The sequence below is a fragment of the Jeotgalibacillus sp. S-D1 genome (assembly GCF_004358665.1).
In the GTDB taxonomy this organism is placed as follows: domain Bacteria; phylum Bacillota; class Bacilli; order Bacillales; family Jeotgalibacillaceae; genus Jeotgalibacillus.
Map to the genome: position 1 here is coordinate 146684 of NZ_SMZR01000002.1, position 16909 is coordinate 163592.

Genomic DNA, 16909 nt, shown 5'->3' on the forward strand with positions numbered 1-16909 from the left:
TCCTTTAACGGCCGGAGAGCCCCATGCCATTTATTATGCGATCAAGCATTTCATCTACTGCTGTAATCATTCTTGCAGATGAGTTGTATGCCTGCTGGTATTTAATTAAATCGGTCATTTCCTCGTCAATCGAAACAGCACTCACAGAATCTCGTTTATTTTGAACCGAATCAGTCAATATGGATGACTGTGTTGTCTGCCGGTTCGCTTCTGCTGCCTCCACACCAAGTTTCCCTATTACTCCCTGATAATAAGAAGCAAGTGAAGCTGTGCCCTCATCGTCCGGGAGGAATCCTTTTTCAAAAAGCAATAAATCTTTCATTCCTGCAAGCAGAACAGCATTGCTTCCATCCCCTGAAAAATTCCCCTTCGCTGCAGCGATCCTGTTCGATGATTCCTTCAGATGATCATGAACTCGTATCACCTTCGCTGCGTCCGTGCTGCCGGATAGAGCTGAAATGTCGAAGAAATAATCCGAGGAAGCCAGCTGACCGCCTGCTTTAATTTCCTCTAAACTCCATCCTGCTTTCTGAAGCTCGTTGAATTTCCCAGCAAATGTATAGGCCATTTCATTTAATTGGCGGAGCATGTCCGGATAAGTGCCGGCTACTGCTTTATCAGAATCTGCAGTCTCTTTTCCAAACGCATCAATTTGTCCGGAAAAGACTCCTGATAAAGAATACTTTTCTACTGAAAACGTTTCGCTGTTATGGGGTCCTTTAATCATTATGCTTTGTACACCGGTTTGATCAGCATTGTACTGGATAGCCAGCTCTCTCATCCCCATAATATTTCCATCTATTAGGTCCGTAATAATCTGATTATCTTTGTCTGCAAGCTTTATCGTATACTTGCCTGCAGCGGAAGCATGAGGCGTTCCCCCGCTTGGAATCCGTTCAACTTTAATATTGATATATTGTGCAAGTTCATCAGTAAGCTGATCTCTTTTATCATATAAATCGTTTGGAAGTTGCCCTGAGGGTTCAATCTTTCCGATCTTGTCATTTAAAGAATGAATATCAGACAACAGCTGATTGATATTGCGGACATTATGATCAATAGAAGTTTTTATGTCTTTTTGGAGTATAGTAAGGCGATTATGAAGATTATTGAAGGTATCGGCAAGCGCAATTCCCCTTTGAAGTGCAACCTCACGCACCCCTGTATCTTCTGGGTATAGGGATAGATCTGCTATCGAATTGAAGAATTGATTCATACTATTGGAAAGTCCATGCTCGGAAGGTTCATTCATAACGTCTTCCATACGGGTCAATAATTCACTTTTTGTCTGCCAATATCCCAGGGAATTGGCTTCCTGACGATAATGATTGTCCAAAAAGCTTTCCCGCTGCCTGCTGACAGCCTCCGTATTTACTCCTGTTCCGATCCCTTGAACACGATTGTAGCCCTGCATTTGAAGGGTCTCACTTTGGGACATTGTAACCCGCTGGCGTGAATAACCGGGTGTATTTGCATTCGCAATGTTGTTGCCTGTTATATAAAGAGCACTTTGCTGTGCGTTTAATCCCCTCTTTGCCGTTTCAAGCCCCATAAAGGTGGATGCCATGATTATTCCTCCATATACGTTTAGGTTTTAGAATCAAATAAAGATGTTACTGGCAAAGCAGAATTGTGATTGTGCTGGGGGTTTGAATAGTTAAAAGGCGTTTGTTTGGGAAGCATCGAATTTAACATCGTACTCACTAGCTGCAGTGATTGGTGAGTAAGTTCCCGGTTTAGGTTGTTTTGCTCTGATAGCTTCATGACCGCTTCTGTAAGCCTGGTTTTTAGTAATTCCAGCTCTTTTTTCATTAATTCACATTCAGTTTCGTCAATAATCTCCTGCAAAGTGGGGACACCAGCTCCCGGTTTAACAGGTACTAAGCTGGCGGCCTGTTTTTGACGCTGTTGATTTAATTCACTAATTTCCAACAGGAAAGCTTGTTCTTTCTTCACTAACTGCTGCAGTTCATCCCTTTTTGAATAAATGAGCGATTGTGTTTTCCGGGATGCAATCCCATAAAGTCCTTCATGAAGTTCCACCAGCTTGTCCATTGTTTCAACCAGTGCCTTTGGCATAATAAATGATTCTCCTTTAAAAAAGATTAAAGATTACGGAAATGCTTCAGCAGATCAGCAGCAGTTTTTTTAGCATCCGGATTCATGCTTCCATTTTCAAAATTGCTCTTCAGGCGATTAATCATCTCCTGACGTTCAGTCTGAATGCGGCTGCTGTTATGCATTTCTTTTGCCTGAGGTGAAATTTCCACCTTCTCTGTATGGGAGTTTTTTCGGCCATCAATTCCATCGATTTTTGTCAGGTGCTTTTTATATGGATTTACATGTTGAGTCTGTATAGGGTTTATTTTCATATCAAATCTCCTGCTTTCTTTTATACAGGTGCTGTTAATCATTATATCGGCAAGGTAAAGAAAAGTTAAAGGCACATGAGGAATTTAAAAACAAAGTTTCATGTGCCCTTAACAGGTTTGCCGTTATGATAATGACCATTACCTTCCCACTGTGATTGAGCAGACTTTTCCAGCTCCTGCTTGCTTTAAGGTATAAGCTGCATGTCTGATCGTAGTTCCGGTCGTATAAAGATCATCAATCAGCAAAATGGACTGCCCTTCCAGCCTGGTTTTCACCGTAAATGGATTATCTGTCAGGTGTCTCTCCTTCTTTCCTTTTTGCGCTTGATGACTGCTTGAGAAATTGCTGCAGATTAACAGATTTTCATACGCTAATCCGGCTTCGATCAAGAGAGCTTCCGACTGGTTAAACGTCCGCTCCTTTAATCGTTTGTCATGGAGAGGGATGGGTGCGATAACGTCATAAGGCGGCATCAATGAAACGACAGCATTCAGTTTAGCGCTGAAGCATGAAGCAATTAAGTAATCCCTGTCGTATTTGAACCGTTTTATCAGCTCCTTAAGAGGATGGTTGTAGGAATAGAGTGAGCGGTTTTGATGCAGGACACCATGATAGAGAGGATGCTTTGCCCATTGCTGGCAGTCGGCACAGGCAGGAATGGTATGAGGGGAAGGACGTGAACAGGCGGTGCAGATAGCATTGAAGTTAATGGGTTTCAATTCTGAACTGCAGGCATTGCATAGAGTGTCAGCTTTACGCGGTGTAAAAAAGTCTTTCCAGCAGATCTCCTGAAGAATAGCAACATGACAGATCAGGCATTGACTCATGACTTTCTCTCTGCCAACAGCCCCTGTTTTGCTGCCTGTCGATTCATCATCCGTATGTGCTTTTGAGCGTCAATAATAGCTTCAGTAAGTCCGTAATGAAAAAAAGTCACATTGCCTTCAGGATGGCGATAGTCTCTCCCGGCCCTGCCGGCAATCTGTACCAGAGCGCTTTCTGTGAAAATCGTTTTTTCAGCCCCCAAAACAGCAACATCCACATTGGAGAAGGTTACTCCTCTCTCCAGGATTGTAGTGGTCAACAGGATTTTTAGTTCTTTTTTTCTCATTATTTCTATTTTCTCTGATCGTTCAGGATCCTTTGCGTGAACTGAGCACAACTTTTTTGACGTGAAGCGATGTAAAATCTTCTCAAGAGAGAGCATGGATTCGATATCAGCTAAAAAAATGAGCATCGTTTTATCACTGGATAATCGGTGTTCAAGCCACTTTTGAAAGGCGTAGGGAAGGCGATGCTGCACAATCGATTTTTTCCAATTTCCTATCCATTTGGTTTGAGGTTCGGGTAAAGGATACCCATGATATCGTGCAGGAATGGTGACTGATTGAAGACTCCCTTTTTTTACTTCAGCAAGCATGGCCTTATTTGGTGTCGCAGACAAATAGATTAAGGCCGAATCAGGCTTTCGTGCATTTTGTGCGGCTTTTTGGAGGGTTATATCCATCGTGTATGGAAATGCATCGACTTCATCAATAATCATGACATCGAATGCAGAGGAATACCTGTACAACTGGTGAGTCGTTGCAATTGTGAGGTTGGCCATATTATTTCGATCGGCGCTGCCGCCATAAAGAGCTTGGATAAGAGTAGTTGGAAAAGCTTTTAAAAAACGGGGGAAAAGCTCTTGAACCACATCTCTCCTGGGTGTTGCGATGCAGATTTGCTGGTTGGCGGACAGCGAGTATGCGACCGCTTTAAAAAGAATTTCTGTTTTTCCAGCTCCGCATACTGCATGCACCAATGTGGATTGCCTCGTTTGAATTGATGTAATGAGCTGCTCTGAGGCCAGCTGCTGAGGCTTTGAAAGCGTGCCGTTCCATTGAAGAACCGGCTCAGCTGGCGGTTTTGTCAAGGAACTCTGAGGTCCGGTCCACTTTACTATGGGATGACACATAGAAGATTTCCCGATATTTATGCAATTACGGCAGTAAGTGCATACGCTGCTGCACCTATAGCAATAATGCTTTGCAAACAAGGATCTCCTGTTATTATGGCAACGAAGACATATGATGCTGTAGTTATTCTTTGTTATGGAAGGCGTGTAATTAATCCATTGATGATTAAAGTGGTGATCAAGCTCTTGCTGGGTAAATGTTTGAAGGATTTCATCATGAAGGAGCTGCTTACCATAGAGAGTTAAACGGAGTTCTTTTGACAGGGGCGATGAAGTTACCATTAAAAACCTCCTTAAAATTAAAGAAGCAGGTAGAGAACGGCATGCAACCATTCTCTGCTTCTTACTTTTTCATCATCCATCCCAGTCCCATCGCACCTTCTCCTAAGTGGGTGCCGACAACCGGACCAAAGTGGCTGATCTTAAAGGTTACATTAGACAGCTGCTGTTCAATTTCGCGTTTCCATTCATTTGCTTCCTCTTCCCGATTGGCATGAATGATGACAGCCTGAAGCTCATCGTATTTTGAAGCATCCGCAGAAAGCAGATCAACGATTCGTTTCATTGCTTTTTTGCGTGTTCGTATTTTTTCAAAAGGCTGGATTTTTTTATCTATTACGTGAAGCAGCGGCTTTACCTGCAGCAGGCTTCCAATGATTGCCTGCGCATTGGAAAGTCGTCCTCCTCGTTGAAGATGACTCAGACTATCAACCATAAAATAGGCTTTTGTCGTCTCCTTAAGCTTGTTCAGATGATCCAGAATTACGTCCGGTGAGCAACCGCGCTCTGCCATGTCTGCCGCTTCAAGCACAAACATCCCTTGCACCATACAGGAAATTTCCGAATCAAATGGGTAAACCTGAATCCCTTCCACCATTTCTCCTGCTTGGACAGCACCTGAAAAAGTCCCGCTAAGCTCACTGGACAGATGGATCGAAATCACATGGTCATAGTCACCCGCAAGCTCCTCATAGAGTGCTGCAAATTGTCCTACAGCAGGTTGTGAGGTTGTAGGAAGCTGTTTTTCTGTTCGAACTGACCGGTAGAATTCCTCTGTCGTCAGATCGACTTCTTCCTGATACGTTTTGCCAGCCATAATCACACTTAGAGGTATCATGTGAATCGAATGCTTGTCCCTGAGTTGTTTTGGGATATAGGCTGTGCTATCTGTCACAATTGCCGTTTTCATTCAATCATTCCTATCTATGCTTTAAGATTTCTAAAACGGTCTTTCTCATTCCCCGGCATTAGCTCTAGTACTTATTTTAGCCCAATACATGCTGGAATGCACCATCTTTTAGAGTCAGTTGATCACATCATTCCACAGAGCGAGTAAAACAGCTGTATGGTCATCTCTTTGATCAGAATTCTGAACGTATATAGGATCATGCTTTTTCTCAGAAGATCCTTGATCAAAATGATTGACAACTTGTATATACACGTTTATGATGACTAAGTAATGTAAGCGCTGTTTATTGAATTACTGGACTATCTTTTGTCTGGTGGGGAATAGATGAGTAACGACAATTTTTAGTAATATGAAAACGGTTACGGGAGGCCAGAAGATGAGTGATGTAAACAGAGATCAGGTCCGTCAGATTATTGAAGCAATTGGCGGTCAGGAAAATATCGACTCTGCCACACATTGTGTGACAAGACTTCGTTTTGTGCTGCACGATGACAGCAAAGTTGATAAGAAAAAGTTAGAAGCCATTGATATCGTGAAGGGCTCGTTTGCTAACAGCGGCCAGTATCAGGTTGTCATTGGGCAGGGGCTTGTGGACAAGGTATATAAAGTACTTGCAGAGGAAACAGGTATCCAGGAAGTGTCGAAAGACGATGTGAAAAATGCTGCAGCTAAAAAAATGAATCCAGTGCAGCGAACTGTTAAATTACTGGCAGATATCTTCATTCCAATTCTGCCGGCCATTGTAACTGCAGGATTGCTGCTCGGATTAAATAACGTGCTTACCGTAGAAGGATTATTTGGATCCGAATCACTTGTGGCAATGTATCCTCAATGGGCTGATCTTGCCGGGGTTATCAGCATTATCGCAAGTGCCGCCTTTAACTTCCTGCCTGCCTTAATCGGCTGGTCGGCAGTTAAACGATTTGGTGGAAATCCGCTCATGGGAATTGTTCTTGGACTAGTCCTGGTTCATCCCGGACTCTTAAGCGCCTATGATTATCCGGACGCTGTAAGGGAAGGAACGGTTCCTACCTGGAATTTATTCGGACTGACGGTTGAATCCATTGGTTATCAGGGTCAGGTATTACCAGTGCTCTTTGCTGCTTACTTATATTCCCTAATAGAAAAATTCCTTAATCGCAAAGTCCATGATTCTATTAAATTATTGGTTGTTGCTCCTGTATCACTTCTTGTTACATCATTAGCAGCTTTTATTGCCATTGGTCCTCTGACGTTTGCAGCAGGAACTGCGCTCGCAGATGGCGTTATATGGATCTTTAATAATTTCGGCTGGCTTGGCGGATTAATCTATGGCGGTGTTTATGGAATTCTTGTTATCACCGGCATGCACCATACCTTCCTGCCAGTGGATTTACAGCTGATTTCAAGTAATATTAACGGAACATTTTTATGGCCGATTCTTGCGCTGTCCAATATCGCCCAGGGATCTGCAGCATTCGCTGTTTTCGCCCTCACCTTCTTTGCTAAAAAGCAGGATGAAAAGCTTAAGGGTCTCGCAAGCTCCTCAGGAATTTCAGCCTGGCTTGGTGTTACGGAACCAGCATTATTCGGAGTAAACCTTCGTTTCCGTTTCCCGTTCATTTGCGCATTGATTGGTTCAGCCATTGCCGGTCTATTGCTTGGAACTAATTTTGTACTTGCAAACTCAATCGGTGTCGGCGGCGTACCCGGAATTATCTCGATTCAAAAAGAATTCTGGCTAATCTTTTCAATTGGTATGGCGATTGTCATCATTGTACCTTTTGTACTGACACTGCTTTATGGACTATTAGTGAAAAAAGGGAAATTAGACGATTAAAACCAAAAACGTTCGCTGACTCTTCGCGGACGTTTTATTTTTCAATCAGTTTCCTCCCCCTTTTAACCAGAAATACAATCTAAGGAGCGATATATAATGGACCAGACATGGTGGAAAAAATCAGTTGTTTATCAGATTTATCCAAAAAGTTTTAATGATACGACAGGAAATGGTGTTGGAGACCTGAATGGAATTACAGAAAAGCTGGATTATTTAAAGGAGCTTGGTGTAGATGTCCTTTGGCTCACGCCTCCTTATAAATCGCCACAGAATGATAACGGCTATGATATAAGTGATTACTTTTCGATTCATGATGAATATGGAACGATGAAGGACTTTGATTACATGCTCGAGGAAGCACATAAACGCGATATCCGCATTATCATGGATATTGTAGTAAATCATACCTCAACTGAACATGAGTGGTTTGTTGAATCACGAAAATCAAAAGACAATCAATATAGAGATTTCTATATATGGAAAGACGGCAAACCTGACGGATCCCAGCCTACAAATTGGCAGTCAAAATTTGGAGGTAATGCCTGGCAGCTGGATGAAGAAACAGGCCAGTATTACCTCCACCTCTTTGATGTGACGCAAGCAGATTTAAACTGGGAAAATGATGCAGTCCGCCGTGAAATTTACGACATGATGAACTTCTGGGCTGAAAAAGGCGTAGATGGTTTCCGTCTTGATGTAATCAACCTCGTTTCTAAAGATCAGTCATTCCCGGATGAAGATGGAGATGGTGACGGCAGGAAGTTTTACACAGATGGTCCTAAGGTACACGAGTACATGCACGAAATGAACAAAGAGGTTTTTGCTAAGCATGACCTGTTAACCGTAGGTGAAATGTCTTCGACAACAATCGATCATTGTATAAAATACTCAAACCCTGAGCGGGAAGAACTAAGTATGACCTTTAATTTTCATCATTTAAAGGTTGATTATCCAAACGGTGAAAAATGGTCAGTAGCTGATTTTGATTTCCTGCAATTAAAAGACATTTTATCCACGTGGCAAATTGGCATGAATGAGGGCGGCGGCTGGAATGCGCTGTTCTGGTGTAATCATGACCAGCCGCGTATTGTCTCCCGCTATGGAAACGATGGAGAATATCATAAAGAATCCGCTAAAATGCTCGCCACGGCTATGCATATGATGCAGGGCACTCCTTATATTTATCAGGGCGAAGAATTTGGCATGACAAACCCGAAATTCACAACGATCAATCAATACCGTGATGTTGAATCGCTAAATATGTATAAAATTCTTGTTGACCAGGGCCGTCCGGCTTCAGAGGTAATCGAGATTTTAAAGCATAAATCACGAGATAACTCGCGTACACCCGTACAATGGAATACAGAGCAAAATGCAGGGTTTACAACAGGCACACCATGGATTCCAGTGGCAGGAAATTATAACAAAATTAATGCAGAAACAGCACTTGCCGACAGTGACTCAGTGTTTTACCACTATCAAAAACTTATATCCCTGCGAAAAGAATATGAAGTTATGACTTCAGGAAATTATGAACTGTTATTAGCGGAGGACCCGTCCATATTCGCATATACAAGAAACACGCAAAACGAATCCCTGCTGGTATTAAATAATTTTTATGGGCATGTTGTAAACTTTACACTGCCGCCGGAAACAGCTGATCGATTTAAAGAATTCAGCAAAATAAATACATTAATTCAAAACTATAAAGACGTAAATGGCTCTGTAGAATCATATGAATTGCGCCCTTACGAAACCATTGTCTTTCATTTAACTTCATAAATAACTCAACAGCAGCGATAAACAAAACCCAATAATTAAAACCGCCCCATTGGGCGGTTTTTACATATGTCAGCCAAATTATTTTTAAAGCCAAGCCAAATGCCCAACACTTTTATCCCAATTCATCATTAGATAAAGAAACACTTAAGATGGGATTGGTGAGAATGGCGAAGAGCAATCGCGGTAAAAGCTTAAAACGCACTATGAAAAAATCCGGAACATCATATAGAGGCCCATGTCCTCTTTGTACCAAGACAGGAATTAAACTATTGTATTCTCATCGAAATGAAAACAATGACATTATTAAGGTATGCAAAAACTGTCGGGATAAGTAAATTCATAGAAAACGGCCCCTGCTTTCGTCTCATACCGATTGCAGGGGCCGTTTTTCTCATATCTTTCAGGCTGGATTCGCCATAAAATGAATGGATGCTATTTTCCATTCACCATCTGTTTTTTTCATTACAGTAATTTGACGTCCCGTACGCTTAGCTTCTGCTCCGTTAGCAGGATCGGTTGTCGTCAGCTGAAGATCGGAATATACCTGTGCCTGATCTTTTTCATATTTATTAATTGTTTTAAGTTCGACTTCACGCTTAACATCAAAGTTGTTAAACACATCTTCCAGAGCTGCTCTTTCTTCTTGTTCGTTAAAATATTCTCCGCCGGTTAACAGCAAATTCATATAACCATCAATGTCTTTGTCATTAAAAGTAGAAATATACTGATCAAAGGTTTCTAAAATTGCCTTCTCCTCATCTGCTGGGACATTTTCAGCCTCGTCTACCTCGCCTGCTTCATTTAATTCGAACCCAACATCTGAATTTTCAGCGTCCTCATTTCCCTCTGATTGAACATGGGTGTCCTGCCCTTCACCCGATTGACCATCCAGAGCAGAATTGGTATTCTCTCCTGTATCGTCATTGCTGCAGCCTGCTATGAATAATGCGAATAAGCTGGCGCATAATGCTGCTTTTATAGAAATAGCTTTCATTTTGTCCCGTCCTTTCATCTTGTTTTACACGCTTATAATATCCATAAAATTACCTGTTAAATCGTAATTCCTAACCCCCATTATGATACAATAAGGTAGGGTGATCAATATGGCAACAACCAACAAATATATGAACATTTTTCAGGAGCTTTCCGATGAGATTGAAAAGGGTGTTTATGAGCCTAACACGCTGCTTCCCAGTGAACATGAGCTATGTGAAAGATTTGAAACATCACGTGAAACAATCCGAAAAGCTCTTACATTACTTTCTCAAAATGGGTTTATACAAAAAATGCAGGGTAAAGGGTCTCTTGTTCTTGATGTCAGCAAGATGTCATTTCCTGTTTCAGGTCTTGTAAGCTTTAAAGAACTTCAACAGTCGCTCGGCAGAAACATCCAAACGACCGTACATAAACTGGATTTAACAGAGGCAGACGAAATCCTTTCAACACAGCTTGAATGTGACCACGGAGCTCTCGTTTGGGAAATTGCGCGGGCACGTACGATCCAGGGAGAACGTGTTATTTTAGATAAAGACTGGATCCTGCAATCACATGTCCCCTCTTTAACAAAAGAAATATGCAGTGACTCAATCTATGCCCATCTGGAACAAAACCTGGGCTTGAATATTTCATACGCTAAAAAAGAGATTACAGTTGAACCCGTTTCAGAGGAAGACCGGGCATTGCTTGATGTAGATGGCTACAGCCACATTGTCCTGGTAAAGAACTTTGTTCATTTAGAAGATACCACCATTTTTCAGTACACAGAGTCCCGTCACAGACTGGATAAATTTAAATTTGTCGACTTTGCACGCCGAAGAAAGTAATCAAAAATCGAAAAAATACAGAGAACGAACTACCCGAGATGAACTCATCAACGGTAGTTTTCTTATTTCTGTATAATTTTACTCCCATAATCAAAATCCTGCTGCTACATTTCCCAGGCAATAATTTGCAAAATTCTCCAAATAGATCTATGTTTCTATAAAAATAAAAAGAACCGTTTAGGGCAACGGTCCTTTTTTTATTTTTAGGAATTGTAAAATATCAGCGTACTTCTACCCAGCCGTTTTTGATGGCCGTTACTACTGCCTGCGTACGATCATTTACATTCATTTTCTGAAGTATATTACTTACATGGTTCTTGACGGTCTTTTCTGAAATGTATAAGCCTTCCCCAATCCCGCGATTACTTTTGCCATCAGCGAGCATTTGCAGCACTTCACATTCACGTTTCGTCAGCAAATGGAGCGGTCTGCGCACTTCAACCTGCTGGAAATTGCCAGTGAATTCGGCTTCTGCCAAACGTCTGAATTCATTGACTAAATTAACCGTGACCTTAGGATGAAGATAGGAGCCGCCTTCTGCCACCGTTTTAATTGCGTCAATCAGGGCATCTGCATCCATTTCTTTAAGCATATAACCAAGTGCACCAGATTTAAGAGCATGAGATACATAGTTTTCATCATCGTGGATTGATAGAATAATGACTTTTGCATCAGGGTATTGTTCAACTAATTTAGACGTTGCTTCTACACCTGTTACTTCTGGCATATTAATGTCCATCAATACCACATCAGGATTGTGTTCTTCATATAGATCAATCACTTGAGCGCCATCATCGCCTTCAGCTACAACGTTAAAAGTTTCTTCAAAATCTAAAATGCGTTTGACGCCTTCGCGAAATAATTGGTGATCATCAATAATAATAATGTTCGTCATGTAAAATTTCCTCCTTGATCATATGAAATCCATTATAGCGGCACTTGTATCATTATGAGTGTCCCGGATCCTGGCGTGGAATGCACAGCCATTTCGCCCGCCAGTAAATCAACACGTTCCTTCATTCCAATCAATCCAAATGAGCCCTGCTTTTTTTCAGCGGAGTCAAATCCTTTTCCATCATCCTTAACGACTATTGAAATAAGATTGCTTCGGATTTCGACTTTAACGTTTATTTCAGTAGCGTTTGCATGCTTAAGCGCATTTTGAACGGATTCCTGAATTAATCGGAAGATTGAAATTTCGTATTTTGGATTTAATCTGGATTCTTCCCCAATTTGCACAAATGATAGCTTAGTCCCATTACTATACTCTTCGATTGAGCTTAGATATTTTCTGAGGGTCGGAATTAAACCTAAATCATCAAGAGCCATCGGTCTCAGGTCATAAATAATGCGGCGCACTTCAGATAAAGCAGATCTCACCATGCTTTTTAATTGTTGAATTTCAACAATTGCCTGGTCAGCACCTTGAGATTTATATACTTTTTCTATTAGATCTGACCGCATGAGTACATTCGCCATCATCTGAGCAGGGCCATCATGTATTTCCCGGGAAAGTCTTTTTCGCTCTTCTTCTTGTGCTTCAATTATTTTAATACCAAATTCCTGCTTTTGTTCAGCGTTTTGTAATGCAGCACCCATCTGTTTTATATCACTGTTTAAATAAGTTAAAACAACGGATATTTGCGTTACTAAATTTTCTGCACGTTCTATTGTATCCAACATGCTTTGCAGACGCCTTTCAAGCTCATCTCTTCGGCTGCGCAGCTGTTTTTCTTCTTGTTGGTAAGCAGAAAGTTTTATCTGGAGGTCGTAAGCAGTTTCATATGCTTGCCGGACCTGATCTTCGGAAAAGTCTTTGAAATGACGGCTAACTTCTGCAAGACGCTTTCGTGACAAAAGGAAGCGATGTTCGAGATTGTCTCCTTCAAATATGACGGTGGTAATATTATCCTTAATTTGACTCAGTTCTTTTACCAGCTCATCGTAATCATTGCGTGTTTGCTCACCAATTTCAAAAATTTCCGATTTACTTTGGTCCACGGTATCGATCATTTTACCCAAAATTTTGTCTAGCATTTGGGAATCTAAACTATTTGCGGACACCCGTCAGACTCCTTTCCTATACCAAATATTTGTACCTAAAATTATACTGTTAAACCAGTTAAAAGAAAAGCTCTGCGTAATATATGTTTTTAACGCAGTAGATGTCGAATATCATTAAAATCAATTACTTTACTACAATAATAAAATAGCACATTATCTAAATTTTTCGGAACCTAATTAATTATAACATCGTTATAAGGTCACGATATTAAAGTTCCATTACAAATGGCACATACGAGATTTCAGATTAATTTCACCGTGACATAATATGACGAAAGTTGCTCATTATTGTTATAATGGTGTAATATAGCATGTTCATTTGATAAGGAGAGCTTTAATCATGTTAACTAATTACTATACAGTCAGCGGATTTGCAGAAAACGAGATTATCATCCAAAAGTCTCGGTTTCTTACATCTGTTAACCGTGCCGAAACAGAAGAGGAAGCACAGCATTTCATTCAAAAAATTAAAAAATTGCATCCATCAGCCAACCATAACTGCTCAGCATACATGATCGGTGAACATAACCTTATCCAAAAAGCAAATGACGATGGTGAACCTACAGGCACTGCCGGCATCCCAATGCTTGAAGTCTTAAAAAAACGTGACTTAAAAGACACGGTCGTTGTCGTTACACGGTACTTTGGCGGTATAAAACTTGGCGGAGGCGGACTAATTCGCGCCTATGGACGTTCAACCACCGAAGGCATTAACGCAGCAGGCATCGTCCGGCGCAGTTTAAACCGTCTGGTTACCACTGTAATTGATTATACTTGGCTTGGTAAAATTGAAAATGAAATCCGTTCCTCAAGCTATCCTTTAAAGGAGATTCATTACTTAGAAGATGTATCCATTGAATCTTATGTGAAAGATGAAGAGTTTGATCAGTTTGTCGAATGGATGACGGAGCTCACAAACGGCAAGGCAATAATCAAGTCAGGGGAAAAAGTGTACTTAGAGGAAAAAATTTCAGCTTATTTCGACAATAATTAATTTGTAATCAAAGTTTCATTTTACTGAAATGCGGAAAAAGAGTAAAATAGAGTTCGGGCTGTAAAAAGCAAATCTTTTGCTCAAAAACCTGATTCTTTTTTTGATATTAGTCCGTATGCCCTGAAAGTCAAACGAAATTTCCTACAAAGGAGCCATTCAATCAAATGGATAGAAAAACGTATAAAAAGAAATCAAAGGGGAGAAAGCTGAGAAAAAGATTTTTAATTATTCTTTTGCCCCTTCTCTTAGTTGGATTCATAGCCATAGGATATAGCGTTTCATTGTATGTTAAAGCCCAGGATGTAGCCAACGAATCCTATGAGGAAGTTCAAAACTCCGATAAACGGGATGAGGTTGTCGATCCGAATGTCGATCATGTGTCAATATTGTTCTTAGGGGTTGATGAGAGTGATAAACGCAAAAATGCTTCTGGATTTGAAGGCGGTGCCTCCCGTTCCGATGCAATGATTCTTGCTACGCTTAACAATGATGATAAATCTGTTAAATTAACTAGTATTCCCCGTGACACCCTGGCGTACATTCCTGAAGTTGGCATTGAAGATAAGATAAATCACGCACATGCCTTTGGAGGTCCAAAGGCTTCAATGGAAACTGTGGAAGGACTGCTTGACGTCCCGGTTGATTACTACGTTCGTATGAACTTCTATGCTTTTATCGATGTGGTTGAGGCGTTAAATGGAGTAGAAGTCGAAGTGCCTTTTGACATGGAAGAAATGAACTCTGATGATTCTACTAATGCAATTTCGTTAAAGGAAGGACGTCAGCTGCTTAATGGTGAAGAAGCCCTTGCTTTTGCACGTTCCCGCTCATATGACAGTGATGTTGCTAGGGGTGGACGCCAGCTTGAAGTAATGGAGGCAATTCTTGACCGGTCAACTTCTGTTGGTTCAATCAGCAAATATTCAGATGTTATAGAAGCGATCGGAAATAATATGAAGACCAACATGAAGTTTGAAGATATGAGATCCTTTATCTCCTATGCAACGAACTCTGACCTGAAAGTGGATATGCAAACCCTCGAAGGAGAAGCGGTCACATATAACGGAATTTATTATTATGAAGCATATGAAGAAGAACTTGCAAATCTTCGTGCTGATTTGCAGGAGCACCTGGGCATGTCTGATCCTAACGGGACTCCTGAAGCAGAAGGTTCTCAGCACCCTGCAGTAGAAAACACAGAAGAACCTGAATGGTAAAAAAAACCTGTAATCTCATAGATTCTGAGATTACAGGTTTTTTGTCTGTTTATTAGCTATTTTATTCAAAAAGAGAAAGTATTTCATCGTCCACATCGTAGCTTACTGCACCAGAACCGCCTAAGATTGTAAAATAGTAAACATCTTTTTCCACAATAAAATCTTTAAGTTCTGTTGGCAAACGGTCTGATCTGGTTAACAGCACAGGCTCATCATAAAGCGCAGCTAGTACAGATCCTGTCAGGGCATCAGCAAAGTTTTGTCCTGTTGCAAGATTAACAAAGTCAGTATCCATCTTTAATTGACGCACAACCTGTACCGATGTTTCATAACGATCTTTACCTGCAATTCGCTTTGGTCTAGGTAATTCTTTGAAGACCTCTTTACTAATTGCTGCTGTACCGCCAATAGCCCAGCTGTCATTATAATTTTCAAGAGCATTCGTTGTTGCAGCCGGCACCGAGTTAGCCCGCGTTAACAAAATTGGACTGCCAGTTGAAGCAGCATGTGAAGCTACAGAAAGCGCATCCGGATAATTCGAACCATTTGCAACAAACGCCGTTTCATTTCCAGGAAGCTCTGAAGCAATCAAAGCAGCAGTTTCATAGCGGTCTTTCCCGGCAACCCGGGTTACCTCATTCACCTTTAATGTTTTCTTTAAGTAGGTTTCTACTTCTTTCGAAACTGCACCTGTCCCGCCCAGGATCGTCACTTTTTCTACACCAAAATATTCGATGGCCTCTTTTACCGCTGAGGGCACAGAATTTTTTCTTGTTAATAGAATAGGAGCATCATATTCATACGCTAAAGGTGAACCTGCAAGCGCATCGGGAAATTCTGATCCTGTTGCCAATATAATATGAGGCGTTTCATCTTCAAACCAGCCAGTTTTGGCGATTTCAAATGCCGTCTCATAGCGATCTTCACCAAACATTCTTGATACGACCGGTTCTTCAGAATAACCGAAGGCATATAAATAGTATTCCTGTTCGGAATCAATATTTTTCTCATCCGAAACAGCTAAATAATAAGTCCCCGGCTCCAATTCTGCACTAAAACCATAGGTATCTGATTCCTTATGGATTTCTGCAGGTTCAATCTTCTGTTGATCTTCACCATAAAGCTCTACTAGGATTTTCTTTTCTGTTTCTTCAGCCTCTATTCCTGCACCCGCTTCAAAAGGAATTGACTGATCTCCTTCAATGGTTAATTTATAGAAATCCTTATCATCTTTTACCAGGGATCCTACAGCTACATCATCTAAAACAATTGAATTAGCCAGATCAAAAGAGTCATTAGGCTCTTCTTCATAAAAAATCATATCATCACCGTAATCGCTTACACTTATGCCTTCATTATTCTTCACTAACGGTTTGTCTCCTTCCGCAAATGAAGACTGGCCTGCCAGCAAACTTCCCCCTAACAATATCGATGAAACCAAAATCAATTTACTCTTCATTTTTTCACTTCTCCCTGTTATGTAGTAGTTGTATTAGAAAATATTACTATTCTATTACAATTAAAAGTATAAGGGAGCTAATGAAAATATGCTATATAAATACAAAAATATGTTAGAAAATTTAGTATAATTTCATATTTCCTTACCGTTCATTTACAAACGACAGCATATTCAAAAAGAGGATTGTTTACTATTCGCTATCAGGGCGATTTTCGACGCCTTAGACTACGAA

Annotated in this window: 15 protein-coding genes; 5 read left to right on the top strand and 10 right to left on the bottom strand. The window is 40.8% G+C overall.

The genetic code is table 11. The features are described 5' to 3' along the window. Window positions 1-4: 4 nt before the first annotated feature. The 6 genes from flgK to E2R51_RS07855 form a co-directional block, all read right to left on the bottom strand. Window positions 5-1567 (bottom strand): flagellar hook-associated protein FlgK, encoded by a 1563-nt coding sequence (flgK, locus tag E2R51_RS07830; RefSeq protein WP_133376505.1) that lies wholly within the window; start codon window positions 1565-1567, stop codon window positions 5-7. A gap of 20 nt (window positions 1568-1587) precedes the next feature. After that, window positions 1588-2079: a flagellar protein FlgN gene (locus tag E2R51_RS07835; protein WP_133376506.1), complete on the bottom strand. Its 492-nt coding sequence runs from the start codon at window positions 2077-2079 to the stop codon at window positions 1588-1590. Between the two features lie 26 nt (window positions 2080-2105). Beyond that, entirely contained in the window at window positions 2106-2372 is a 267-nt protein-coding gene (locus E2R51_RS07840) for a flagellar biosynthesis anti-sigma factor FlgM (RefSeq protein ID WP_165967170.1), read from the bottom strand. A 138-nt stretch (window positions 2373-2510) separates the two neighbouring features. After that, window positions 2511-3200: a ComF family protein gene (locus E2R51_RS07845; protein ID WP_133376508.1), complete on the bottom strand. Its 690-nt coding sequence runs from the start codon at window positions 3198-3200 to the stop codon at window positions 2511-2513. Then, window positions 3197-4288: an ATP-dependent helicase ComFA gene (locus E2R51_RS07850; protein ID WP_240733002.1), complete on the bottom strand. Its 1092-nt coding sequence runs from the start codon at window positions 4286-4288 to the stop codon at window positions 3197-3199. The genes E2R51_RS07845 and E2R51_RS07850 overlap by 4 nt, the downstream gene beginning before the upstream one ends. A gap of 385 nt (window positions 4289-4673) precedes the next feature. Further along, entirely contained in the window at window positions 4674-5519 is an 846-nt protein-coding gene (locus E2R51_RS07855) for a DegV family protein (RefSeq protein ID WP_133376510.1), read from the bottom strand. A 376-nt stretch (window positions 5520-5895) separates the two neighbouring features. On the opposite strand from E2R51_RS07855, the gene treP reads away from it, so the two are divergent. Beyond that, window positions 5896-7338 carry a PTS system trehalose-specific EIIBC component gene (gene treP / locus E2R51_RS07860; RefSeq protein ID WP_133376511.1) on the top strand — a complete coding sequence of 481 codons (1443 nt, stop codon included), beginning with the start codon at window positions 5896-5898 and terminating at the stop codon, window positions 7336-7338. 96 nt (window positions 7339-7434) lie between these two features. Then, on the top strand, window positions 7435-9120 hold the full coding sequence (treC, locus tag E2R51_RS07865) for an alpha,alpha-phosphotrehalase (RefSeq protein ID WP_133376512.1): 1686 nt from the start codon (window positions 7435-7437) through the stop codon (window positions 9118-9120). A gap of 400 nt (window positions 9121-9520) precedes the next feature. Here treC and E2R51_RS07870 read toward each other — a convergent pair whose 3' ends face one another. Further along, window positions 9521-10114 (bottom strand): YybH family protein, encoded by a 594-nt coding sequence (locus tag E2R51_RS07870; protein ID WP_165967171.1) that lies wholly within the window; start codon window positions 10112-10114, stop codon window positions 9521-9523. Window positions 10115-10223: 109 nt separating this feature from the next. Here E2R51_RS07870 and treR point away from each other — a divergent pair, with 109 nt between their 5' ends. Beyond that, entirely contained in the window at window positions 10224-10943 is a 720-nt protein-coding gene (gene treR, locus E2R51_RS07875; protein ID WP_133376514.1) for a trehalose operon repressor, read from the top strand. Window positions 10944-11163: 220 nt separating this feature from the next. Here the strand turns inward: treR and E2R51_RS07880 are convergent, their stop codons facing one another. Then, a complete protein-coding gene (locus E2R51_RS07880; RefSeq protein ID WP_133376515.1) occupies window positions 11164-11838 on the bottom strand; it encodes a response regulator transcription factor in 675 nt (224 codons plus the stop codon). Between the two features lie 32 nt (window positions 11839-11870). Further along, window positions 11871-13007 (bottom strand): sensor histidine kinase, encoded by a 1137-nt coding sequence (locus tag E2R51_RS07885; RefSeq protein ID WP_165967172.1) that lies wholly within the window; start codon window positions 13005-13007, stop codon window positions 11871-11873. Window positions 13008-13347: 340 nt separating this feature from the next. Here E2R51_RS07885 and E2R51_RS07890 point away from each other — a divergent pair, with 340 nt between their 5' ends. After that, window positions 13348-14001, top strand: coding sequence for a YigZ family protein (locus tag E2R51_RS07890; RefSeq protein ID WP_133376516.1), 654 nt, complete (start codon window positions 13348-13350; stop codon window positions 13999-14001). Window positions 14002-14165: 164 nt separating this feature from the next. After that, on the top strand, window positions 14166-15218 hold the full coding sequence (locus E2R51_RS07895; protein ID WP_133376517.1) for an LCP family protein: 1053 nt from the start codon (window positions 14166-14168) through the stop codon (window positions 15216-15218). Window positions 15219-15279: 61 nt separating this feature from the next. Here E2R51_RS07895 and E2R51_RS07900 read toward each other — a convergent pair whose 3' ends face one another. Next, window positions 15280-16677, bottom strand: coding sequence for a cell wall-binding repeat-containing protein (locus E2R51_RS07900; protein ID WP_133376518.1), 1398 nt, complete (start codon window positions 16675-16677; stop codon window positions 15280-15282). Window positions 16678-16909 lie beyond the last annotated feature (232 nt).

Bases quoted from the DNA above. Each gene is read 5' to 3' on its own strand.
- flgK (WP_133376505.1), bottom strand. From the start codon at position 1,567: ATGGCATCCACCTTTATGGGGCTTGAAACGGCAAAGAGGGGATTAAAC.
- E2R51_RS07835 (WP_133376506.1), bottom strand. From the start codon at position 2,079: ATGCCAAAGGCACTGGTTGAAACAATGGACAAGCTGGTGGAACTTCAT.
- E2R51_RS07840 (WP_165967170.1), bottom strand. From the start codon at position 2,372: ATGAAAATAAACCCTATACAGACTCAACATGTAAATCCATATAAAAAG.
- E2R51_RS07845 (WP_133376508.1), bottom strand. From the start codon at position 3,200: ATGAGTCAATGCCTGATCTGTCATGTTGCTATTCTTCAGGAGATCTGC.
- E2R51_RS07855 (WP_133376510.1), bottom strand. From the start codon at position 5,519: ATGAAAACGGCAATTGTGACAGATAGCACAGCCTATATCCCAAAACAA.
- treP (WP_133376511.1), top strand. From the start codon at position 5,896: ATGAGTGATGTAAACAGAGATCAGGTCCGTCAGATTATTGAAGCAATT.
- treC (WP_133376512.1), top strand. From the start codon at position 7,435: ATGGACCAGACATGGTGGAAAAAATCAGTTGTTTATCAGATTTATCCA.
- E2R51_RS07870 (WP_165967171.1), bottom strand. From the start codon at position 10,114: ATGAAAGCTATTTCTATAAAAGCAGCATTATGCGCCAGCTTATTCGCA.
- treR (WP_133376514.1), top strand. From the start codon at position 10,224: ATGGCAACAACCAACAAATATATGAACATTTTTCAGGAGCTTTCCGAT.
- E2R51_RS07880 (WP_133376515.1), bottom strand. From the start codon at position 11,838: ATGACGAACATTATTATTATTGATGATCACCAATTATTTCGCGAAGGC.
- E2R51_RS07890 (WP_133376516.1), top strand. From the start codon at position 13,348: ATGTTAACTAATTACTATACAGTCAGCGGATTTGCAGAAAACGAGATT.
- E2R51_RS07895 (WP_133376517.1), top strand. From the start codon at position 14,166: ATGGATAGAAAAACGTATAAAAAGAAATCAAAGGGGAGAAAGCTGAGA.
- E2R51_RS07900 (WP_133376518.1), bottom strand. From the start codon at position 16,677: ATGAAGAGTAAATTGATTTTGGTTTCATCGATATTGTTAGGGGGAAGT.